Origin of the sequence: Pseudomonas sp. BN415 (assembly GCF_029871195.1) — a bacterium.
Lineage (GTDB): Bacteria > Pseudomonadota > Gammaproteobacteria > Pseudomonadales > Pseudomonadaceae > Metapseudomonas > Metapseudomonas resinovorans.
The window spans coordinates 1-22,528 of the sequence record NZ_SSOK01000010.1; the positions used below are offsets into that span (position 1 = coordinate 1).

The window sequence follows — 22,528 nt, forward strand, 5'->3', positions numbered from 1 at the left end:
CGCTTGTGGCGGACGAACCGGGTGGGCATCAGGACTTCGGCGTTGGCGGGAGGGGCGGGGTGAAACTGGGGGAACTCGGGCATATCCATTACCTCTGCTAGGTCTCAATCAGCTTTCTTAAGGCTGTGGCGCCAGGAGTTAAGAAACCCCACCTAGAGGGCCGGACGTATTTCCCTTTCGGGTCTTGTATTAGCCCACTCCCGGCAGAACAGAGGTTTTGTGCGGGCGCGAGTATGCCGCAGGCACAAAAAAGCCGCTGAGCTTTCGGGAGCGGTCTGGCCGCTAGGTGAGTAAGCGTTTCTTAGGCGCCGGAGACAGAGCCTATGGATGGCCCGCGGAAGCGGCAACGCTGTTGGCCTGTGGGATTTGGCTGATTGCGCAAGGGGAAGCCGGGTAGGGTGGACTGACTTCCTTGGCGATTACTTCGACGACGCCCACTGAGGGACGTGGGGCCACCGTCTCCTGATTTTTGGCATCGCAACCCATAAGCATTGCCATACCCGGGGCGATTCATGCCTCCGCTTTCACTTTGTTTCGAATACCACCTCAGCAAGCACCAGCCCTGAGCCAATTCATGAGGGCTTAGGTGTGGATGAAAGTGACATACCCAAAGGGTTGCGTGCGGCCAGGTCGCGACGGCCTAGAGCGGTCAACTCTAGGCCGGTACACTGGAGTCTAACGGAGGGTTGGAGGGCTCTATAAAAGCCGGGTCGATTCAGTGCGCGTGTCGAGCCTTCTGCCAAACCGCTATGGCGAGATTCGCAGTAGCTGATTCATGAGTCCTGGAGACCGTCTCTTATGAAACAAAGCTTGCCGCCGCTTAATTGGTTACGGGCGTTCGAATCGGCGGCTCGCCACCTCAACTTCACCCATGCCGCAGAAGAACTCAGCCTGACGCAGGCCGCGGTGAGTCAGCAGGTCAAGGGGCTGGAAATGAAGCTGGGCGCCGCGCTTTTCAAGCGCCTGCCCAGGGGGCTGGAGCTCAGCGAGGCCGGCCAGGCCTACCTGCCAGCGGTTCACGAGGCCATTGAGCGCCTGACCGCTGCCACCGATGAGATATTTGGCCAAGGGCACCGCAAGGTGCTGACCGTGCGCGTCAATCTGGTTTTCTTCATCCACTGGCTGGCGAGGCGCCTGCCTGAATTTCGCAGGCAGCACCCCGAGATCAACCTGCATATCACCAGCAATATCTGGGTCGGTGACACCGACGTCGAGGCCGACCTGGAAATTCGCCACGGCCAGGGCAAATGGGCTGGTCTGAAAGCCGACCGACTGACCTGGGACTCCCTGGTGCCGGTGTGCTCACCGTCGCTGGCGACCGAGTCGAAACCACTGAACACGCCCGGGGATCTTGCGCGCCACGAATTGCTGCATGTTCTGGGATACGAGGAAGGCTGGGGTTACTGGTTGAAGAAGGCCGGAGCAGACCGCGTGGATTCATCACAGGGGTTGCAGTTCGATACCTTGATCTCGGCCTTGAGGATGGCTGAGCTGGGACAGGGCGTGGCCTTGGCGCGCTCGTCCCTGGTCGAGCACATGCTCGATCAAGGCGCCCTGATCGCGCCTTTCGAGCAGCGTTTCATTACCCAGGAAGCCTTCTACCTGGTGTATTCCCCTCTTGCCACGGCGAACCCGCAGGCCCTTGCATTTATCACCTGGCTGGTATCGCAGGCCCAGGCAGCACACCTCGAAAGCTGAGCTTCACCTGGCGCCAAGTGCGTCAGGCCTACCTATCTTCTCAAGTCCTTTCCTCGCAATCGCGGGCGATGCCAGAACCTGCTTAGTCATAAGCAGGTTTATCCAGCCATAAAAAAAATCATGTCATAGGGTTTTTTTTTATTGCTTTTCGCCTTTCTCCATTTTTCCCAAAGTACGACCCCAAGGCGTCGCCAGCTCCTCCGGTAAAGCAGGGGCTTGGTGTGTCGACGATCACTCACAACAACAAAAGCCCGCACTGCAGCGGGCTTTGCAAGCGATGGTGAATCATGGGACAGCTCAGCCAACTCCCCCTCAATGGCGTCAAGGTCATCGACTTCGGTCAGTACATCGCCGGGCCCGCCGTGGCCATGATCCTTGCGGATCTCGGTGCCACGGTCATCCATATCGACCCCCCCAGCGGGCCAATGTGGGATAGCCCGGCCAACGCCGTACTCAACCGCAACAAGTACTGCCTGCAGCTTGATCTTAAGTCTGTCCAAGGTCTGCAAGACGCCAAGGCGCTGATCGCCAGCGCCGACATCCTGATCGAAAACTTCCGCCCGGGCGTCATGAAGCGACTGGGTCTGGATTTCACCGAGATGCGCCGCCAGCGCCCCGAACTGATCACGCTGTCCATCCCGGGCTTCGCCAGCAACGACGAGTTGCGCCGCGACTGGCGTGCCTTCGAGTCGATCATCGCGTCGGCATCCGGGGTGTTCACCGACATGGGTCAGAATCGAGTGCTGATGGGGATCAACCCAAGCTTCTCGCCGCTGCCGCTGGCCTCGTCCTACGGCACCATGCTGGCCGTCTCGTCCGTGGTGCTGGCCCTGCAAGCCCGCCAGCGCAGCGGCCAGGGCGATGAAATCGAAGTGCCTCTGGCTTCTGCCGTGATGGAGGGGCTGTCGTACAACTCGATCAAGGTCGATGGCTATCCGCTGCGCTACAAGACGCTGCGCGAGAAGGAAATCGAGCGCCGCCGCGCCGAGAACCTGCCCATGAACCTCAGCTACGAGGATCTGCAGGAATACCTCGACCCGTTCTACCGCACCTATGAATGCGCCGATGGCCGCAAATTCTATGCGGTGTGCCCGTCGCACCGTTCCCACGCCAAGCGTTGTCTCCAGGCCATGGGGTTGTATGAGGAAATGCTCGCCGCCGGCCTGCCCAAGGTCGAAAACCCTTATCTGCCGATGGAGCAGTGGGAGGGCGATGCCTCGCTTGGTGTCTATCCGCTGCCAGCGCACTGGGCCCAGCGTATCTCGGCGCGCATGAAAGAAGTATTCCGCACCAAGACCGCAGCAGAATGGGAGAAGATCTTCGGTGAAGGCCAGTTCCCGGGTGCCCCGCATCGCTCCACTCAGGAATGGCTGCATGATGAGCATGCCAACACCGCCGGCCTGGTGGTCGAGGTCGATGATCCGCAATACGGCAGGATGAAGCAGCCGGGCGCGATCAGTTGGCTGGAAGACAGCGCCGCCATGATGCTGGCCCCCAGCCCACGCCGCACCGTCAGTGTCAAAGAAGCCCTTGCCACCCTGGCCGAGTGTGTGTCGCCCCCCCTGCCTGCTCCCGCCGAAAAGGCCGTTGGCTGGCTGGACGGGTTGCGTGTCCTCGACCTGACCAACGTCATTGCTGGCCCGCACTCAGCTTCGTTCCTGGGCCGCTTCGGCGCTGAGGTGATCAAGCTCGACCCGGCAACCCCCAATTACGATCCGTGGAATACCGTGGTATTCGGCATGTCCTCGGCGCGTGGCAAGCAAAGCATTCTGGTCGACCTGAACCAGGCCGATGGCCGTGAGGTGTTCAACACCCTGGTGCGTTCGGTGGACGTCATCGTGATGAACGCACCTGATCGGCAATTGGCGCCCTTGGGCCTCGATGAAGCCAGCCTGCAGGCCGTGAATCCCGGGGTGATCTTCTGCCAGCTGGACTGCTTTGGCGGTCCGCGTCGCGGCCCGCGTACCGATTATCTGGGCTATGACGACCTGATTCAGGCCACTACCGGCATCATGCTGCGTTTCGGTGGTGGTATGGAAACTCCGGAAGAGCACGCCCACGTCGGCACCATCGACGTCATGTGTGGCTTCGCCGCTGCCCTGGGCGTCGCCGCCGCGCTTTACCGCAAGGCGGCAACCGGTCATGTCAGCCGGGCGCGCACCTCTCTGGCGTCGCTGGGCAACCTGGTACAGATTCCCTTCTGTTTCGACTATGCAGGCCGTGGCCCCTTCAATGAGCCCTCCGGCCGTGATGCGGTGGGGTACAGCGATCTGTCGCGTTTCTACCGTACCGCCGACCACTGGCTGTACCTGGACAGCAGTGAGCAGGAACTGGCGCGTCTGGAACGCGTGGCCGGCCTGGCCGGAATCAGCGCCGCCGCCGACCGGGCGGCCTTCCTCAACCAGGCGTTGGCCTCGGAAACGGCTTCCACCTGGCAGCAGCGCCTGCACGCTGCCGATATCGCCGCAGTAGCGCCGGACAACCTGGACAGCTTGCGCCAACGCTACAGCCGTCCGGCTGACGGCCGCCCCGGCACCGACAAGGGCAGCTATTCGTTCAGCGTCTATGCCGATCACCCGAGCGGTCATTGCGTCACGCAGTTGGATCCCTACGCGATCCGTCCCCGCTGTGCGCCCATTCGTGCCCTGCCGCCGGCTGAGAAGTTCGGTGCATCGACCCGCCGCGTGTTGCAGGAGTTCGGCTACAGCCAAGCCCAGATTAACGCGCTGATCGAGCGCAACTGCATCAGCGAAAGCTGGAGTGAGGAGTATCTGCCGAGCTAACCGCCCGGTGCCAGTTTTCGCCCCGGCAGGCCGCTGCCCAGCAGGCCGGGGCGATTTCCCCTGAAACGACCCTATGAGAAGCATCATGAATAACAAATACAAAAAAGCTATGCCCGATGTTCATCGCCCTCTCTTCGACCGGCAGTGCTTTCGCGCTGAGTGATACGACGGATAACCCACAAGCTGTTTCCGCGGATTACGGCTGCGGCGGCTATTCAAAGCCAGCCGCTGTTGCCAACCCATAAGAGGATATTTAGCGATGAGCAACATCAACCACGGCTCTGCCCTAGACGGGCGAGTGTTCTGGCCCTCAATAGCCGTCATTCTTGGTGTCACCATTCCCCTGGCCCTGTTTCCTGAGTCCGGAAATTTGATCATCAAGCAGTTGTTCGGCTTCGCCACCGGCAATTTCGGTTGGCTCTATCTGATCGCTGGCCTTGGGACGGTGGCCTTCCTGCTGTGGCTCGCCCTGGGTCGCTATGGGCACGTTCGTCTCGGGCGTGCCGAAGATCTCCCCGAGTTTTCCTACTTCAGTTGGGTCGCCATGATTTTCTGTGGCGGCATCGGTATTGCCATCGCCAACTGGGCGTGGGTCGAGCCGATTTACTACTTCGATGGCCCGCCCCGCGGCCTCGCCAGTCACAGCAAGGAGGCTGCCGAGTGGGCGCTCGCCTACGGGCAGTTCCACTGGGGCCTCACGCCCTGGGCCTTCTACTGCTTGCCGGCAATTCCGATTGCCTATTCCATGTACGTTCGTCGTCAACCAGGTGTTCGTCTCTCGGTTGCCGCGCGCGGAATCTTGGGCGACAAGGCCAACGGTTGGCTTGGGATTCTGCTGGATACCGTGGTGGTGTTTGGCATCGTTGGAGGCGTCGGTACCTCGCTGGGGTTGGCTGTACCGCTGGTGTCGACAATGGCTTCGAATGTGCTCGGCCTGCAGCCGTCGTTCGGTTTCGACATGGTGATCCTGTGCCTGTGGACCGGCCTGTTCGGCATGAGTGTATGGTTCGGCTTGAGCAAAGGCATCAAGATCCTCAGCGACATCAACGTCTATCTGGCGGTGCTGCTGTTGCTCTTCGTTCTGGCCATCGGCCCAACCCTGTTCATTATCAACGGTTGGTCCAACAGCTTCGGCCTGATGGTCAACAACTTCGTGCAGATGAGCCTGTGGACTGATCCTGTCGCCAAGGGCAGCTTTCCGCAGGACTGGACCATCTTCTACTGGGCCTGGTGGATCGCCTATGCACCGATGATGGGCCTGTTCGTCGCGCGCATTTCCCGTGGTCGTACCATCCGGGAGCTGGTGTTCGCCGAGCTGATCTGGGGCAGCCTGGGATGCTGGGTATTCTTTGCGGTGTGGGGCGGCTACGCCTTGGATCTTCAGCTTTCGGGGGCCCTGGACGTCAGCGCCATTCTGAATCAGCAAGGCATCCCGGCGACGGTGCTCGCGATCCTGCAAACCATGCCGATGGCTAATTTGGTCATCGTGGTCTTCGTCTTGTTGTGCTTCGTCTTCCTGGCCACGACCCTGGACTCGGCCGCCTACGTCCTGGCTTCGGTCACTTCGCGCGAGCTTTCCGGTTATGAGGAGCCTCGTCGTTGGATTCGCATCACCTGGGCTCTGCTACTGGCAGTCGTTGGCATCGGTCTGATCAAGGTCGGTGGGCTCAAGGCAGTGCAGACTTCCACGATCATCGTGGCCCTGCCATTGATTCCGGTGCTGGGCATCCTTGCTTGGTCGCTACTGCGCATGCTCGAGCAGGACTTTGGCAAGCGCCTCAGTTCACCGGTTCTCACCGTTGATGGCGTGGCCCCGCCGATCCTGGGAGGAGCGAGTGCCGAGCGTTCTGACTACGTCCATGGAGCGGCCCCAAGCCCTGCGGCCCCGCTGAGTTCCAAGCAATAGCGTAAAGCCGGGCACTGTCACTACCCGGGCTGCGCCAAACATTTATTCGATAACGCATGGGATGGCCTCGCCGGTTCCCCGAGGTCTTCTCATGCCCAAACAACCTGGAGTGCACATGACCAATCAAGTGATACTGCCGCGCATCATGCAGCTAGGTGCCGGCGCCAGCGAGGCCATCCCGAACGTGCTGAGCAGCCTCGGCTGTTCACGCCCGCTGCTGATTACCGACAAGATGATGGTTCAGCTCGGCTATGCCGCGCGTGTTCAGGACACTTTGGCCGCCAGCGGACTCAAGGCGGACATCTTCGCCGATACCGTTCCCGAGCCCACGGTCGCTTCGATTCAAGCCGGCGTGGCCATGGCTCGCAATGGTGATTACGACAGCATCATTGCCCTGGGTGGCGGCAGCCCGATCGACAGCGCCAAGGCCATTGGCATTCTGGCCAAGCTGGGCGGTGAGATGCGTGATTACAAGTTCCCACGCAACGTTACCGAAACCGGCCTGCCGATCATCGCGGTGCCGACGACCGCCGGAACCGGCTCGGAGGTGACCCGATTCACCATCATCACCGACGAGCAGAACGACGAAAAAATGCTCTGCGTGGGTATCGGCTTCATGCCTGTCGCCGCACTGGTCGACTACAGCCTGACGCTCAGCCTGCCTCCTCGTGTGACTGCCGATACCGGCCTGGACGCCCTGACTCACGCCATCGAGGCGTACGTCAGCCAGAAGGCCAACCTCTACAGCGACAGCCAGGCTCTGGCCGCAATGCGCCTGATCGGTCCGAACCTGCGACGGGCCTATCATGACGGTTCCGACAAGGCGGCTCGCGAGGCCATGATGCTGGGTTCGACGCTCGCCGGCGTCGCCTTTTCCAGTGCCTCGGTGGCACTGGTGCATGGCATGAGTCGTCCGATCGGGGCTTTCTTCCATGTGCCTCATGGCTTGTCCAACGCCATGCTGTTGCCCAGCATCACGGCCTTTTCCATTCCAGCAGCGGCTGAACGCTACGCCGACTGCGCGCGGGCCATGGGAGTCGCCACCGAGCAGGACAGCGCCGAGAAGGCCAATGCAAAGCTTCTCACCGAACTGCAGGCACTCAATGACGAGTTGCAAGTTCCGACACCGGCGCAGTTCGGCATCGACCGCGAGCGTTTTTTCCAACTGATGCCGACTATGGCGCAGCAGGCGCTCGCATCCGGCTCGCCGGGCAACAACCCCCGTGTGCCCACGGTTGAGCAAATGGTCGAACTCTACAGCAGCCTTTGGTAACCCTTCCTTTTCCAACGTTCAGGCAGCGGTCTTGAGCCCTGCCGTCCATTTTCTAGGAGTCACCCGATGAACACAGTAGGACACCTGATCAACGGCCAGATCGTCAGCGACGCTACTCGCCTGCAGGACGTGTACAACCCCTCCACCGGCGAAGTCAGCAAGCAAGTAGCCCTGGCGTCCACGACTACCGTCGAGCAGGCCATCGCCGCTGCCGAAGCCGCTTTCCCGGACTGGCGCAATACGCCGCCGATCAAACGTGCACGGATCATGTTCCGCTTCAAGGAGTTGCTGGAGCAGAACGCCGACCGCATCGCTCAGATGATCGGCGAGGAGCACGGCAAGATCGCCCATGACGCGCTGGGTGAACTGCAGCGCGGCATCGAGAACGTCGAATACGCGTGCGGTGCACCCGAGTTGCTCAAGGGCGAGCACAGCAAGAACGTCGGCCCGAACATCGACTCCTGGAGCGAGTTCCAGCCGTTGGGCGTGGTCGCCGGTATCACCCCGTTCAACTTTCCGGTGATGGTGCCGCTGTGGATGTTCCCGATGGCCATCGTCTGTGGCAACTGCTTCATCCTCAAGCCGTCCGAGCGTGACCCCAGCTCCACCCTGTTCATCGCGCAACTGCTGCAGGAAGCAGGCCTGCCCAAGGGCGTGATGAACGTGGTCAACGGTGACAAGGAAGCGGTCGACGTGCTGCTGCGCGACCCGCGCATCCAGGCGGTCAGCTTCGTCGGTTCGACCCCGATCGCCGAGTACATCTACAAGACCGCCAATGCCAACGGCAAGCGCTGCCAGGCCCTGGGTGGCGCCAAGAACCACGCCATCGTGATGCCCGACGCGGACATGGACAACGCCGTCAGCCAACTGCTGGGTGCGGCCTTCGGCTCCTCCGGTGAGCGTTGCATGGCGCTGTCCGTTGCCGTTGCGGTGGGTGATGCCGCCGCCGACGCGCTGATCGAGAAGATGCAGGCTGCCATGCAGTCGCTGAAAGTCGGTGCCTACTCGGACAAGAACAACGACTTCGGCCCGGTGATTACGAAGGCCCATCAGCAAAAGGTCGTTGGCTATATCAACAGTGCTGAAGAGCAGGGGGCGACCATCGTGGTCGACGGCCGCGAGCCTCAGGTCGCGGGTTACGAAAACGGTTTCTTCGTTGGCGGTACGCTGATCGATGGCGTGAAGCCGGACATGCTCAGCTACAAGGAAGAGATTTTCGGCCCGGTGTTGCAGGTCGTACGGGTCGACAGCATGCAGGCCGCGATGGATCTGATCGATGCCCACGAATACGGCAACGGTACTTGCATCTTCACGCGTGATGGCGAAGCGGCGCGTTACTTCTCCGACAACATCAAGGTGGGCATGGTCGGGATCAACGTGCCCCTGCCGGTGCCGGTGGCCTATCACAGCTTCGGCGGCTGGAAGCGTTCGCTGTTCGGTGATCTGCACGCCTACGGCCCGGATGCCGTTCGCTTCTACACCAAGCGCAAGACAGTTACTCAGCGCTGGCCGTCGGCAGGGGTGCGCGAGAGCGTTTCGTTCTCCATGCCAACGATGAAGTAATTCTGTCCTGTCTTCACAGGTACTGCGCCCCTGGCAGCGGGCGCAGTACTTTACATGCTGCCTACATACCTCGCCTGAACTGGGTTGGAAGTTCGTTGGCTTGAAGCAGGCGGACGAGGTGTATGCCGGCGCTCGTGAATTGACCTGGATAACCTTGGCGGTTTGCGCCGCACTGGTATCGTTGTTCGGCATTGCCGGGGTGATCATTGCCCGCCGAATCGTCAACCCGATCAACCTTGTGATGGATGGATTGCGCATCATCGCTCAGGGCGAGGGCGAGGGCGACCTGACTCGCCGCCTAGCACGCCTCAGTGCGGATGAAACCGGGGAACTGGCCAGGTGGTTCAACCTGTTTATCGAGTCGATACAGAGCATGATCCGGGTGATCAAGGAAAACGCCATCCGAATGGATGGAGTCTCCGGTGATACCAATCAGCGCACCACCGCAATGTCCGCCACGCTGCAGAGCCAGTTGAGCTCGATGGAGCAGATTGTGACAGCCGTGACCGAGATGTCTTCAGCAGCCAATGAGGTAGCGAAAACCTGTGTGCAGACCACCGACGTGTCGGAACAGGGCTTGGCGGCTACGCGTATTGGCAAAGAGGTCATTGCGCGCAGTACTTCGGGGGTCAACAAGCTTGGCAGCAGCATCCAGAACTCCAGCAAGGTTACTCAGGAGCTGGAGAAGGAAACAGTCAATATCAACAACATCCTCTCGACCATTCAGCAGATCGCCGAGCAGACCAACCTGCTGTTCTGCTGAAGATCTGCATCTACGGCCGCGCTTCTCTGCGGCGTGCTGGACAAGACCTGCCGGCTGATCAGGGAGGGGCAGCCGAACCTCAACTAGAGGTCTGGGACTTGGCTGCTGATGCGCTTCGGCGAATGGCTAACGAGCTGACATAGGGCAGCCATTAAAAAAAGCGGCCCTTAGGCATCGATAACATCGTTTTTCTAATGCGTTGCGCTTCCCTATATTTCCCGCAAATCAAATCCATGGCTTGAAAGTCGTACTGATCGTCGCCGGGAAATTATATGAGTAAGAATTTAGAAGATGCTCGCAGCGAGTGTGCGGGTATTGGTACTCAAGTTGTATGGGCGGGAGAGCAAGTACAGCATCCCTATAACGCTACGCAAACGCCAATTGTCCTGAGTGCCGCATATGGCTATCAGGATATCGATTTCTGGTACGACGTGGCGCTGGGCAAAAGCCAGGGTTTCATCTACAGCCGCATGAGCAACCCGACGGTCGCCACGCTGGAGAACAAACTGTGCGAGCTGGAGAAGTCGGAGTCGGCAGTGGCCTTCAGCAGTGGCATGGCCGCAATCAGTGGGGTTCTGCACAGCTTCCTCCGCAGTGGGAAGCGCGTGGTGTCTACCCGCGACAGCTACGGTGGCACTAACAAGATCTTCGAGGAGTTTCTGCCGCGCATGGGCGTGGAGGTGACTCTGTGCGACACCCTGGATACCGAGGCCATCGAGCACGAGATCGCCAAGGGCTGCGACCTGCTGTACCTGGAGACGCCCACCAATCCGACCCTCAAAGTCCTTGATATCCGCCGACTGGTGGCTGCGGCCAAGCGCGTGGGCGCCTTGGTGGTGGCGGATAACACGTTCGCCACGCCGCTTAACCAGAACCCCCTGGCCCTAGGTGTGGATGTGGTGGTGCACAGCGCGACCAAGTTCCTCTCGGGCCACGGCGACGTGCTCGGAGGCGTGGTGTGTGGCGCGGAAAGTCTGATGGCCCAGGTGCGTCATTACCGCGAGATCAATGGCGCGGCGTTGGACCCATTCTCCGCCTACCTGATCATCCGGGGTATCAAGACTCTGGCCCTGCGCCTGCGCCAACAGCAGCAGAGCGCCCAAGCGCTGGCCGAATACCTGCTCACCGAACCGCTGGTGGAGGCGGTGAATTATCCCGGACTGCCCAGCCATCCCGGTCATGCCATCGCGTGCTCGCAGATGCGCGGTTTCGGCGCCATCGTAAGCTTCGTCCTGGCCGGCGGCATGGACATCGTGAAACGCCTCCTACCGCGCCTGCGCTTTGCCCATCGCGCCGGCAACCTGGGTGCGGTGGAAACCATCTATGGCCCCGCGCGCACCACCAGTCACGTCGAGAACACCCTGGAGGAGCGCCAGGCGCTGGGCATCTCCGAAGGTCTGGTGCGGATCTCCGTGGGAATCGAAGAAACCGGCGACCTGCTCGCCGATCTCCAGCAGGCGTTTGCGTTTGTTCACCGGGAACTCGTTAACGAACCTGCTTCGAACTTCTCCGCTGTTCTGGCCGAACGTCACACCGAGGTGGAAACTTGACGTTCGCTCGCTGACTCCTGGCCGGAGAGCCAGCGAGTTAATCATGAAAAGGAACAATAACAATACCCGATGGCAACTTGATCAGTTCTGCCTTGAAGTTGGTTGCAGAAGCTTCTTTGCCCGCAAACTTTCATGAGAGTCCACTTATGTCCGCGCAAACAACAGATAAGAATATTTCGGGGCCTGGTTTCAAACAGGATATGCAGACGCGCCACATTGTGATGCTGGCGCTGGGAGGGGTGATCGGTACCGGCCTGTTCCTGACCTCCGGCTATACCGTCAACCAGGCCGGTCCACTGGGGGCAGTCATCGCCTACATCATCGGCGCCGTCATGGTGTACATGGTGATGATGTGCCTTGGGGAGCTGGCCGTGCAGATGCCGGAAACCGGCTCCTTCAGCAGCTACGCCTCACGTTACCTGGGCCCCGGCACCGGTTATACGGTGGCCTGGCTCTATTGGCTGACCTGGGCGGTGGCCATTGGCTCGGAATTCACTGCAGCCGGCATCCTCATGGTGCGCTGGTTCCCCGACACTCCGGTATGGATCTGGAGCGCGTTGTTCGCCATCACGGTATTTGTCAGCAATGTAGTGTCGGTACGGCTATTCGCCGAAACCGAGTTCTGGCTGTCGCTGGTGAAGGTGGTGGCTGTGATCGCTTTCTTGGTAGTAGGGACCGGCGCCATCATCGGCTTGTTCGAGGTGCAGCAGGCTCACAGCGTCGGCCTCGGCAACTTCACACGTGAGGGATTGTTCCCAACCGGCTTCTGGTCGATCGCCATGACCCTGCTGGCGGTGTCCTTTGCCTTCTCCGGCACCGAACTGATCGGTATCGCCGCAGGGGAAACCCGCGACCCGCAACGCAACGTGCCCAAGGCAATCCGTACCACTGTAGTGCGCTTGGCGCTGTTCTTCGTCGGCACCATCTTCGTCCTCGCGACCCTGCTGCCGCGCGAGCAGGCCGGCCTGGTGGAAAGCCCCTTCGTCACGGTGTTCGAGTCGATCGGGATTCCTTATGCCGCCGACATCATGAACTTCGTGATCATCAGTGCGTTATTGTCAGCTGCCAACTCTGGCCTGTATGCCGCTTCGCGGATGCTCTGGACCTTGAGCGACCAGGGTCACATGCCCAAGCGCTTCGGCGAGCTGAGCCGCATGGGCACGCCGTTCAACGCGATTGTGGTGAGCATGGTCGGCAGCATTGCCTCGCTGCTGAGCGGCGTTTTTGCCCCGGATACCGTCTACCTCGCGCTGGTGTCGATTTCGGGCCTGGCCGTGGTGGTGGTGTGGATGAGCATTGCTGCCAGCCAGATCGCCTTCCGTCGCCATTACGTGGCCAATGGCGGCAATGTCGAGGACCTCAAGTTCCGGGTACGCGGTTATCCCTGGGTGCCGCTGGGCGCGCTGGCGAGTTGCACGCTGGCCTGCATCGGGATTGCCTTTGATCCGGCCCAGCGAGTTGCGCTCTACTTCGGGGTGCCGTTCATTGCCTGGTGCTACTTCGTCTACTGGCTCACCCGTAAGGGCAGTGAGCGGCGCCTGGCCTCCCACGCCACGCCGGTCAGCACGCCCGAGGTGGCCTGAGGGGAGCTGATTGAAACCGTCCGCTACGCGACGATTCCCCGGAAATGACCCCATGAGAGGCCGCGCATGAACCAGAAAACCTTGCCCCCGTTGAACTGGTTGCGAGCGTTCGAAGTATCGGCGCGGTACCTCAACTTCACCCACGCGGCGGAGGAGCTGCACCTGACCCAGGGGGCGGTTAGCCAGCAGATCCGCCAGTTGGAAAGCCACCTGGGGGTAGCGTTGTTCAAGCGCCTGCCGCGGGGCCTCGGCCTGACGGAGGAAGGGCAGTCCTACCTACCGGTGGTGCAGGACGCCATCACCCGCCTGGCGGTGGGTACCAGCGAGATCTTCGGCCAGCACAGGCGGCGGCCGATCAAGGTGCGTGGCAGCCTTTCGTTCCTGCACTTCTGGCTGGCACCCAAGCTGGCGGATTTCCGTCGCGCTCATCCCCACCTCGATATCCGTTACATCAGCAATCTCTGGGTCAAGGAGCTGGATGGTGAGGACGATGTGGAGATCCGCTGGGGCCACGGACACTGGCCGGGACTGGTGTCGCAGCGGCTGACCTGGGACACCCTGTTCCCTGTCTGTTCGCCGCAGCTGATCGCCGACTTGCCGCTCCAGGAACCTCGCGACGTAGCCCGTCACCCGCTGCTGCATGTGCTCGGCTACGAAGAGGGCTGGGGTTACTGGCTGAAGCGGGTTGGAGCCGACGACGTCGATTTCTCCACTGGCCCCCAGTTCGACACCCTGGTCTCCACTTTGCGCCTCGCCGAACTGGGCCAGGGCATCGCTCTGGCGCGCTCGTCTATGGTTGAGGACCTGCTGCGCGAAGGCCGTCTCGTAGAGCTTTTCGATCAGCGCATCGAGGCCAGCGAGTCCTTCTACCTGGTCCACGGTACAGGGACAAAACTGCATCCAGATGCCTCGGCCTTTGCCACCTGGCTGGTGGCCCAGGCCCATCGCTACAAGTAAGCGCCAGGAGAGATCATGCATTACGTAAGTACACGCAGTGCCGCCTTGCGGGCGGACTTCCGCAGTGTGGTGTTGTCGGGGCTCGCCACTGATGGCGGGCTCTTCGTGCCGGCCAGCCTGCCAGTGTTCGGTGCCCAGGAAATTGCCAACTGGTCCTGGCTCCCGTTTGAGGAACTGGCCTGGCGGGTGATCAGCCCCTTCGTCGGGCAGACCATCGCGGAGGACGAACTCAAGGCGTTGCTCAAGGACAGCTATCGCCCCTTCAACCATCGCGCCATCGCGCCGCTGCGCCAGATCGACCGTAACGAGTGGGTGCTGGAGCTGTTCCACGGTCCGACCCGCGCCTCCAAGGATTTCGCCGCCCAGCTGCACGCGCGCCTGGTGCGATACTTCCTCGAATGCGACGGGGGACGGGCACTGGTCGTGGGCGCCACCAATGGTGACACCGGGCTGGCCGCCATGCAGGCTTTCGGCGCTTGCCCAAACTGCCGGGTGGTCACGCTGTATCCGGAGATCGGCGTGCCGGGTGACCGCCTGCTTGCGCTCCAGGCTGCCGACACGGAGCGTGTGCTGGCCTGTGCCGTGGCCGGCAGCTTCGACGACTGCCAGACCCTGGTCTCGCGGCTGTTTCGTCAGTGGCCACTGGAGCAGGTGGTGCCCATCGGCTTCAACTCCACCAACTGGATCGGCGTGCTGGCGCAACTTGTCTTCTATTTCCACGCAGCCCTGCAGCTGGGTGGCGGCCAGCGCCCGATCGGTTTCAGTATCCCGGCGGCGAGCTTCGCGGAGGCCTACGCCGGCTATATCGCGCAGAAGATGGGACTACCGATCAACCAGATCATCATCTCCACCAACCGTAATGACGCGTTGCACCAGTTCATTCACAAGAACCACTATTCCACCCGTGAGGCCAGTCGCACTCTCTCTCCCGCCATGGACTTTTCCATCTTCTCCAATCTGGAGCGTTTCGTCTGGGAGCTCTACGACCACGACGACCAGGCGGTGAAGACACTGATGGAGCACTTTGAAAACGTCGGCGAACTCAGCATCGCCAACCACCAGTGGCTGCAAGCTCGCCTGCTGATCGACTCCTACGCGGTGGGTGACGAGCAGACGATGGCGGAAATTACTGCGCTGTTCCGCGACACTGGCATCTCGATCGATCCGCACACCGCCACCGGTGTGCTCGCGGCGCGCCTGTACCGGCGCAGCATGGTGACGCCGATGGTGACCCTGGGGCAGATCGCCCCGGAGAAGTCGGCCGAGCTGCTGGCCGAGTTGGGGGCCTGGAATGGGCCGCTGCCGCAGCTGCAAGCGCCCGCAGGACACCCGCGACATCTGGCGCGTGGCGACCTCGACGGGCTGTGCCGGATGCTCCGTGAATGGTAGGGGGAGGGCGGCGATGAAGCGCATCCTCGATCCGTTGGACGAACGCATCCTGGCTGAACTCACCGCCAACGCGCGCATTGCCCACGCGGAACTCGGCGACAAGGTCAACCTGTCGCGCAACGCCGTTCGCCAGCGCATCGAGCGCCTGGAACGCGACGGCGCCATCCAGGGCTACACACTGAAGACCGGCGACGGCCGTCGTCCGGCCTCGTTGATCAGCGCGGTGATCTTCGTCTACCGCTACGACCGCATGCGCGGCGATGAAGTGCTGCAAGCACTGCGCGGTATTCCGGAAATCGTCCAGTGCGAGGTCATGAGCGGTGAGTTCGATCTGATGCTTCGGGTCGACGCGGCGACGCCTGAGCGCGTGCATCTGGTGTGGAAGGAGATCTCTGCCATGCCCGGCGTTTCCAACACGGTTACCTCCTTCGTGCTCTCCTCTGTGATCTGAACTGAGGAGCATCCTCTCTCGACGCCGCCCGGACCTGGTCCGGGCGGCGTTTTTCATGCCCGCAGGAAGGTCACCGCAGGGTGGGCCGGCACTGGTCAAAATGACCAATAAATACAGCGGATTGCCATATTCAACTGCCAACGCCCGGCTCTTAGGCTGGAACCCATCAAGCAACTGCCTTTATGGGAGGCAACCCGATGTCCGAATACAAGATTGCCCTGGTTGGTTTCGGCGGCGTGAACCGCGGCCTGGCCCAACTGATCGCCGAGCGCAATGAGGCCTGGCAGGCCGAGCTGGGCTTCAGCCTGAAGATCGTCGGCGTGACCGACCTGTTCCTGGGTTCCGTCATGAACCGCGACGGCCTGGACGCTGCGCAACTGATCGCGCTGCCGGCCGCCAAGGGGGCATTCGCAGAACTGCCGGGCGGCACTGTCGAAGCGTTCAACGAGACGGTCATCAAGCAGTCCGGCGCCGACATCATTGCCGAGGCCACCTTCACCAATCCGGTGGACGGCGAGCCGGCGAGCACGTTCTGCCGCTGGGCACTGGAGAGTGGCAAGCATGTGGTGACCACCAACAAGGGTCCGATTGCGCTGCACGGCGCCGAACTCAAGGCCCTGGCCGAGCGCCATGGCGTGAAATTCGAGTACGAAGGCTCGGTGATGAGCGGCACCCCGGTCATCCGAATGGCGCGCCAGACCCTGCCGGGTGCGGTGATCACCGGCTTCGAAGGCATCCTCAACGGCACTTCAAACTATGTGCTGACCCGCATGGAGGAAGGCCTGAGCTTCGCCGATGCGGTGCGTCAGGCGCAGGAGCTGGGCTACGCCGAGGCCGACCCGACCGCGGACGTCGAAGGTTTCGATGTGCGCCTGAAGGTGGTGATCCTCGCCAACGAACTGCTCGACGCCCACCTGCAGGTGAGCGATGTGCTTTGCAGCGGCATCAGCGGCTTGGGCGCCGCCGACCTCGAACAGGCTCGCCAGGCCGGCGCCCGCTGGAAGCTGATCGGCTCCGCCGAGCGTCAGGCCGATGGCTCCATATGTGCCAGCGTCGAGGCCCGCCGACTGGACAATGGCCACCCGCTGGCCGGCATCTCCGGCGCCACCAACGCGGTGTCCTTCAATACCGAACTGTTGGGAGCGGTGACAGTCTCCGGTCCGGGGGCCGGGCGTATCGAGACGGCCTTTGCACTGCTGTCTGACATCGTCGCTATCCATACCGCGTGCGCGAAGCGCTGAGGCTGGGGAATACTCATGACCGCATCTCGTCTGGCCCTCGCCAAGGCCGTGGAAAGTCCTCTGATCAATGTGTTCAACCCTTTCGACGGTAGCCAGGTGGGCAGCGTGCCCTGCCTCGGCGTCGCCGACGTCCCCAGTCTGCTGGAGCAAGCCCGGCAGGGCGTGCGGACCTGTGCCGCGCTGCCGCGCCATCGTCGTGCGCGCATTCTCGAAGACGCCGCGCGCTTGATCGAGCGGGACGCCAACGCCTTTGCCGACCTGATCGTCGCCGAGGCCGGCAAGACGCTGCGCCAGGCGGAGAAGGAGGTGAAGCGCTGCATCAACACCCTCAAGCTGTCTGCCGAAGAGGCCAAGCGCAATGCCGGTGAGGTAGTGCCTTTCGAGTCCTACGAGGGCTCAGAATCCCGCCAGGGCTGGTTCACCCGCGAACCGCTGGGATTGATCGTGGCGATCACCCCTTACAACGACCCGCTGAACCTGGTGGCGCACAAGCTCGGCCCGGCCATTGCCGGTGGCAACGCGGTGCTGCTCAAGCCCTCGGAGTTGGCGCCCCTGTCAGCGTGCAAGCTGGTGGACTGCCTGCGCGAAGCCGGCCTGCCGGAGTCCGTCGTCACCATCGCCACCGGCGGTGCAGAGCTGGGCAAGGCGCTCACCGCTGCCCGTGAGGTGCGGATGATCTCCTTCACCGGCGGCTTCGTCACTGGCGAGAGCATCGCCCGCAACGCCGGCCTGAAGAAGCTGGCGATGGACCTGGGCGGTAACGCGCCAGTGCTGGTACTTGAGGATTGCGAGCTGGAGGCCACGGTCGAATCCTGCGTCTCCGGCGCCTTCTGGGCCGCGGGGCAGAACTGCATCGGCACCCAGCGCATTCTCGTGCAGGCGTCGATCTACGAAGCCTTCCGTGAGCGCTTCGTATCGTTGAGCCAGGCGCTGGTGGCGGGCGACCCGAGCCGCCGCGAGACTGACGTGGGTCCGATGATCACCGAACAGGCCGCACGCAACGCCGAGCAGGTGGTGACGGAAGCCCTGGAGGAGGGTGCAAGCCTTCTCTGCGGCCACCGTCGCCGAGGCTCCCTGTACGCCCCCACCGTGCTGGAACGGGTGAACCATGACAGCCGCCTGTGGCGCCACGAGGTGTTCGCCCCAGTGGTGGTATTGGAACCGTTCGACAGTCTGGACGACGCCGTGGCCCTGGCCAACGAACCCGAATACAGCTTGCATGCCGGGATCTTCACCGCGGACCTCAAGCGCGCGCTGAGCGCAGCGAAACGCATCGAGGCCGGCGGTGTGATGATCAACGACTCCTCCGACTACCGTTTCGATGCCATGCCTTTCGGTGGTTTCAAATATGGCAGCCTGGGTCGCGAGGGCGTGCGCTTCGCCTACGAGGACATGACGCAACCGAAGGTGGTGTGTATCAACGAATTGAGCTGAACCGTCGGGCGACGTCCGTTCACGGTCGTCCTTTGCATCGGACGGGTCTGCTCGCCGCGCCGTCCGGTGCTTTTTTCAGTTTGCAACGAGATGAGTAGTCAATGATCGAGCGCTTTGACGAAGGACAACGTATGTCTCTGGCAGTGACTTACGGTCCCCTTTTTGAAACTGCCGGGATCGTTGCCGATGATTCCACGCTGGATGTGGCAGGGCAGGCACGCCAGGCTCTGGCAACAATCGAATCGCTGATGGCCCGCGCCAGATTCACGCGCAACGATCTGACCCGGGTACAGATCTGGATTGCCGACTATGCGTTCTTCGACCAGGTCAACACAGTGTATGACGCCTGGGTCGACGGTTTCAGCAAGCCGGTACGTGCTTGCGTCGAAAGTGACCTGGGCGGATACCTGATCGAGATCCAGGTATTTGCCTTCCGCTCATCCACGGAATCGTCCGAATCACCTGTTCCGCAGCCCGAAGTCGGAGCGGATTCCAGCGAACGGCTACCTGACAGCCCAGGTGCATCAGTCATTACCTGATGCAGCGCTACAATTGAATCAGGCCGCAATAGCACAGCGACGGGCTATCACCTGCAGTGGCCGTATGGACGATCACATTTCTGAAGCTAACGTCAGGATGTTGGGCGCTGATCATGTTGATGCCGAAGTCAGCGTCTTCGCTCACCACGCGCTCCAGACCTTCATTGGCGCTGACATCAAGTATTCGGATGCGTATTGCCCGGGTAGGCCTGGTTGAACACCCGTATCCTGCTTGGGCAGGAAGTAGAACGCCGCGGTCGGGATGCATGCGATCGTTACGTTACCTTTTGGGTGTGTCTTGAGCTCACGCATGCCCTGTATCGAGGACTCGCAGTCTTTCAGAATCCGGTCGAACAGCCGTAGAAGGTGCCGTAGCGGCCAGTCTTTAGCTTCCGGAATCCTTCGCCACTCGCTGGGCAGGGTGGCTGTGTAGAGCGGAGTACCATCGGAGCCGACGATGGTGAGTCGACTTACTTCCCGAAGCCCTCCATCGCTCAAGCGTGAGACGTCGGAGAAAGAATTGACAGACCCGCTGCGGGGGACGTCTAGGTGAGCCACGGGGTTGTTTATGCGCAGCTCGTCCCGAAAATGAAAAAGGGCCGGTGAGCGTTGCTCACCGGCCCTTTCGCTTACTCCTTTGTACCCCAGTTCCTTTGGGGCCAATGGTCTTGCCCTGTTGCTAAAGCCATCCGAGGATGGCCGGCGCCGCTGCCTCTCCAGGCAGCGGCTGTGCACCGCTTGGCGCATCCGTTCCAACAATCGTGAAAACGTTCCAGCGTTTGTTGGAAAATTACGCGACCCATAAAAATTCAGGGGAAATAAATTCGACCTCCAGATTTCAATGAGTTATTGCGGTTTTCGTCAGACAGGTCATTTGGTTTAGTCCCTAAGCTCCTCTTCCTATGTTTTTGTATGAATTCTGCTGCGGCTCTGTAGGGCGTAGGCGGCTTGGATTTTATTTGTAGGAAAATAAACTGGCACGTGGTGTTTATTTCTTCGTCTGTTTGCTTGTTTTCTAATGTTTTGGCTAGTTGTTTATGGCTTGTTTTTTAGGGTGGTTGTCATTGTACGATTTTTGCCTGTCATTCCTGGGAAGGATGTAGAGCAATGGATGAGCATGAGTTTTCTAGGTGGCGCTTTTGTTTGGAAAGAGATATCTCTTTGGTTTGTAGTGAAGAAGAAATGTGCTTTTGCTTGAGAGGCGCTTTTCTTGACTTTGGATTTGGCAGGTTTTCTTGTGTTATCTCCCAAGGAGCAATAGGATGCTGTCGCTAGACTCACGAATTACCTACGCGATTCTTTCACGACCTTGGCAAATAGTCCAAGTGATGATTTTCGTCTCGCTCAGTAAATTGACTTTGATAGCCGCGCCGCTGTTGCTTGGGCATATAGTCGATGGTTTTACGTCAGAGAAGGGAATTGCCTCGCAAGAAATTTCTTTGCTCCTGCTGGCATTCTGCGTTGCAGGCGTTATTCAGGTAATCATAAATCCCATCCAGTCGCTTTATCTCTCAAGGCTCGTGCAAGAGTGTGTTTGCGAAAGCTCTTTGCAGTGGGCGCGCTGCGTGATGGGCAAAGAGTTCGAAGTCTTTTCCTCAATGCGGATTGGAGGGCTGATCAATACTGTTGACCGAGGCGTAAATGCCTACGAGCGACTGCTGAACTTTATGTTCTTGTCCGGTGTTCCGCTTGTGGTGGAGACGCTGATCGTCGGAAGTGTCCTGCTGCTTTATGGTGGCTGGGGAGTGTTTCTAATGGTGCTGCTGACGGCGGTTGGATACCTTTACCTCAATCACAGAATCATTCGCTGGCGCCGCAGCCATATTGATGCACTGAACGACCAGGAAGACGAGGTGGCTTCGAGCTTCGCTCAGACTTTCGGGGCGGCGAAGGCTATCAAGTGCGAGGGTACCCCTGAGCCAGCACTGGCGTCATTGGATGGCGCTTATCGTGGCTACGCGACTGCTGCAATCCGGATCGGTTATTCAGCCTCGATATTGGGTTCCGCCAAGGCGCTTTTTATCTGCCTGTCGACGGCGGGAATCCTGCTGTTCGGCTTCATGGACCAATTGTCGACCCAACCCTTCATGACGGTTGGGGAAATGGTCGCGATGTTTACCATCGCCACCGCCTTCTTCAACAGTGTCGCTTCAGTAGCTGAGGCTCACCGGTTCACCGATCAGTTCGCTTCCGATCAGGGGCGGTTTCAGCAATTACTGGATTTGCCGGATTTCGAACCTACCGATCTGAATGTCGCAGACACGCCAGCGATCCCGGACAGGCTGACGCTCGGCCCGGTCCGAATCCGGCGGCCGGAGGCTGATTTGCTGGAACTGTCCGCCCCCGTGTCGTTGAAGAAAGGGGAGAGCGTGGCGATTATCGGAAGCAGCGGAGCAGGCAAGACGACTCTGCTCGAAGCGTTGGCTGGCATTCTCGTCGAGTCACGGAACAAGCTGCAGCTTGGAGATGCTTCGTTGTGCGACGTGGGTGGAGCGGAGCAGTTCGCTCGCCTTCGCTATTGCCCGCAATCGCCTAGCCTGCTGAGCGGGCTTATTGCGGATGCGGTTCTCTTCGGCCAGCCACATGATCGCCAGACGCTATCCGAGTATCTGCATGCACTGGGTTTGCGGAAGCTCGCTGGGGAGCTGGACAGTTTCGAGGTCGAGAATCAGGGAGTGAATCTCTCCGGCGGCGAAGTGAAGCGCTTGTCGTTGTTGCGAGTGCTGATGAGGCCAGGCGTGTTCAACCTGTTCGACGAGCCGACAGCTTCACTCGATTCCTCTACAGCAGAGCAGGTATGGGATCTTCTATTCCAACACTTCGCAGGGCAGTCCCTAGTTTGCGTCACCCATGACTTGAAGAGCCTGGATCGCTTTGATCGAGTACTGGTGGTGGATGGCGGGCGGGTGATAGCGACGGGGCATTGGCAGGAGTTGTCGAAGGATGAGCGGATCGTGGCCATTCTCCGGTACATGGGGAAATCCATTGATTCTGATAGCGAGCAAGTAGTGCTTTATTAGTGCGTCTGGTGGATGACGCTCTTTTCGTCCACCAGACAGAGCTAATCTCGTGCTCACTTGCCCCAACTTCCTGCATTGTTTGTTTGTAAAAAACCCCGCACAAGGCGGGGTTTTGTCTTTCTATCGCTACCCCGAACTTCCTTTTCAGGCAAAGCGTTTATGTTTTCCTAATGTCTTGACCCGTAGTTTTTCAAAAAAGAACGAAATCAATTCCAAAGAAATCAGATGGTTATCGTGGAGAAAACCACCTATGCGCGAACTGATATTTCAATAGAAGTGAAATTACAGCGGGCCGTAGCAAGGAAGGCTGACATTGGGTAAATGCAAGTTTTTCAATTCTGGAGCGCGAGGACTGCATGTTTGTGGCGGGAATAGAAC

14 protein-coding genes and 2 pseudogenes are annotated in these 22,528 nt (G+C 60.3%); 15 read left to right on the top strand and 1 reads right to left on the bottom strand.

Annotation, left to right across the window (positions count from 1 at the left end):
- The first annotated feature begins 798 nt into the window (after positions 1-798).
- From gcvA to E8F20_RS02115, 14 genes and pseudogenes are all read left to right on the top strand, one after another.
- Positions 799-1,698 (top strand): transcriptional regulator GcvA, encoded by a 900-nt coding sequence (gene gcvA, locus E8F20_RS02050; RefSeq protein ID WP_280282218.1) that lies wholly within the window; start codon positions 799-801, stop codon positions 1,696-1,698.
- 287 nt (positions 1,699-1,985) lie between these two features.
- The gene (locus tag E8F20_RS02055; protein WP_280282219.1) at positions 1,986-4,481 is read left to right on the top strand and encodes a CoA transferase; all 2,496 of its coding nucleotides are present in this window, start codon (positions 1,986-1,988) and stop codon (positions 4,479-4,481) included.
- A 259-nt stretch (positions 4,482-4,740) separates the two neighbouring features.
- Positions 4,741-6,387 carry a BCCT family transporter gene (locus E8F20_RS02060; protein WP_280282220.1) on the top strand — a complete coding sequence of 549 codons (1,647 nt, stop codon included), beginning with the start codon at positions 4,741-4,743 and terminating at the stop codon, positions 6,385-6,387.
- A gap of 115 nt (positions 6,388-6,502) precedes the next feature.
- Entirely contained in the window at positions 6,503-7,660 is a 1,158-nt protein-coding gene (locus E8F20_RS02065; RefSeq protein WP_280282221.1) for an iron-containing alcohol dehydrogenase, read from the top strand.
- Positions 7,661-7,726: 66 nt separating this feature from the next.
- The gene (locus E8F20_RS02070; protein WP_280282222.1) at positions 7,727-9,223 is read left to right on the top strand and encodes a CoA-acylating methylmalonate-semialdehyde dehydrogenase; all 1,497 of its coding nucleotides are present in this window, start codon (positions 7,727-7,729) and stop codon (positions 9,221-9,223) included.
- A gap of 100 nt (positions 9,224-9,323) precedes the next feature.
- Positions 9,324-9,986 carry a methyl-accepting chemotaxis protein gene (locus tag E8F20_RS02075; RefSeq protein WP_280282223.1) on the top strand — a complete coding sequence of 221 codons (663 nt, stop codon included), beginning with the start codon at positions 9,324-9,326 and terminating at the stop codon, positions 9,984-9,986.
- 272 nt (positions 9,987-10,258) lie between these two features.
- Complete coding sequence (locus E8F20_RS02080; protein WP_280282224.1) at positions 10,259-11,536, top strand: cystathionine gamma-synthase family protein; 1,278 nt, start codon at positions 10,259-10,261, stop codon at positions 11,534-11,536.
- Positions 11,537-11,682: 146 nt separating this feature from the next.
- Positions 11,683-13,119 (top strand): amino acid permease, encoded by a 1,437-nt coding sequence (locus tag E8F20_RS02085; RefSeq protein WP_280282225.1) that lies wholly within the window; start codon positions 11,683-11,685, stop codon positions 13,117-13,119.
- Between the two features lie 66 nt (positions 13,120-13,185).
- Positions 13,186-14,076, top strand: a complete 891-nt coding sequence (locus E8F20_RS02090; protein WP_280282226.1) for a LysR substrate-binding domain-containing protein — start codon at positions 13,186-13,188, stop codon at positions 14,074-14,076.
- A gap of 15 nt (positions 14,077-14,091) precedes the next feature.
- Positions 14,092-15,465 carry a threonine synthase gene (gene thrC, locus E8F20_RS02095; RefSeq protein WP_280282227.1) on the top strand — a complete coding sequence of 458 codons (1,374 nt, stop codon included), beginning with the start codon at positions 14,092-14,094 and terminating at the stop codon, positions 15,463-15,465.
- Positions 15,466-15,478: 13 nt separating this feature from the next.
- Complete coding sequence (locus E8F20_RS02100; RefSeq protein ID WP_280282228.1) at positions 15,479-15,916, top strand: Lrp/AsnC family transcriptional regulator; 438 nt, start codon at positions 15,479-15,481, stop codon at positions 15,914-15,916.
- Between the two features lie 197 nt (positions 15,917-16,113).
- Positions 16,114-17,157 (top strand): homoserine dehydrogenase, encoded by a 1,044-nt coding sequence (locus E8F20_RS02105; protein ID WP_280282229.1) that lies wholly within the window; start codon positions 16,114-16,116, stop codon positions 17,155-17,157.
- Positions 17,158-17,172: 15 nt separating this feature from the next.
- Positions 17,173-18,591, top strand: coding sequence for an aldehyde dehydrogenase family protein (locus tag E8F20_RS02110; protein WP_280282230.1), 1,419 nt, complete (start codon positions 17,173-17,175; stop codon positions 18,589-18,591).
- Between the two features lie 131 nt (positions 18,592-18,722).
- Positions 18,723-19,022 (top strand): annotated as a pseudogene (locus E8F20_RS02115) (RidA family protein); the annotation flags it as partial.
- A 178-nt stretch (positions 19,023-19,200) separates the two neighbouring features.
- Here the strand turns inward: E8F20_RS02115 and E8F20_RS02120 are convergent.
- Positions 19,201-19,478 (bottom strand): annotated as a pseudogene (locus E8F20_RS02120) (LysR substrate-binding domain-containing protein); the annotation flags it as partial.
- 914 nt (positions 19,479-20,392) lie between these two features.
- On the opposite strand from E8F20_RS02120, the gene E8F20_RS02125 reads away from it, so the two are divergent.
- Positions 20,393-22,150: an ABC transporter ATP-binding protein gene (locus E8F20_RS02125; RefSeq protein WP_280282231.1), complete on the top strand. Its 1,758-nt coding sequence runs from the start codon at positions 20,393-20,395 to the stop codon at positions 22,148-22,150.
- Positions 22,151-22,528 lie beyond the last annotated feature (378 nt).

Coding starts and splice junctions, on each gene's coding strand:
- E8F20_RS02080 (WP_280282224.1), top strand. CDS start 10,259: ATGAGTAAGAATTTAGAAGATGCTCGCAGCGAGTGTGCGGGTATTGGT.
- E8F20_RS02065 (WP_280282221.1), top strand. CDS start 6,503: ATGACCAATCAAGTGATACTGCCGCGCATCATGCAGCTAGGTGCCGGC.
- E8F20_RS02105 (WP_280282229.1), top strand. CDS start 16,114: ATGTCCGAATACAAGATTGCCCTGGTTGGTTTCGGCGGCGTGAACCGC.
- E8F20_RS02085 (WP_280282225.1), top strand. CDS start 11,683: ATGTCCGCGCAAACAACAGATAAGAATATTTCGGGGCCTGGTTTCAAA.
- E8F20_RS02070 (WP_280282222.1), top strand. CDS start 7,727: ATGAACACAGTAGGACACCTGATCAACGGCCAGATCGTCAGCGACGCT.
- E8F20_RS02090 (WP_280282226.1), top strand. CDS start 13,186: ATGAACCAGAAAACCTTGCCCCCGTTGAACTGGTTGCGAGCGTTCGAA.
- E8F20_RS02060 (WP_280282220.1), top strand. CDS start 4,741: ATGAGCAACATCAACCACGGCTCTGCCCTAGACGGGCGAGTGTTCTGG.
- gcvA (WP_280282218.1), top strand. CDS start 799: ATGAAACAAAGCTTGCCGCCGCTTAATTGGTTACGGGCGTTCGAATCG.
- E8F20_RS02055 (WP_280282219.1), top strand. CDS start 1,986: ATGGGACAGCTCAGCCAACTCCCCCTCAATGGCGTCAAGGTCATCGAC.
- E8F20_RS02100 (WP_280282228.1), top strand. CDS start 15,479: ATGAAGCGCATCCTCGATCCGTTGGACGAACGCATCCTGGCTGAACTC.
- E8F20_RS02110 (WP_280282230.1), top strand. CDS start 17,173: ATGACCGCATCTCGTCTGGCCCTCGCCAAGGCCGTGGAAAGTCCTCTG.
- thrC (WP_280282227.1), top strand. CDS start 14,092: ATGCATTACGTAAGTACACGCAGTGCCGCCTTGCGGGCGGACTTCCGC.
- E8F20_RS02125 (WP_280282231.1), top strand. CDS start 20,393: ATGCTGTCGCTAGACTCACGAATTACCTACGCGATTCTTTCACGACCT.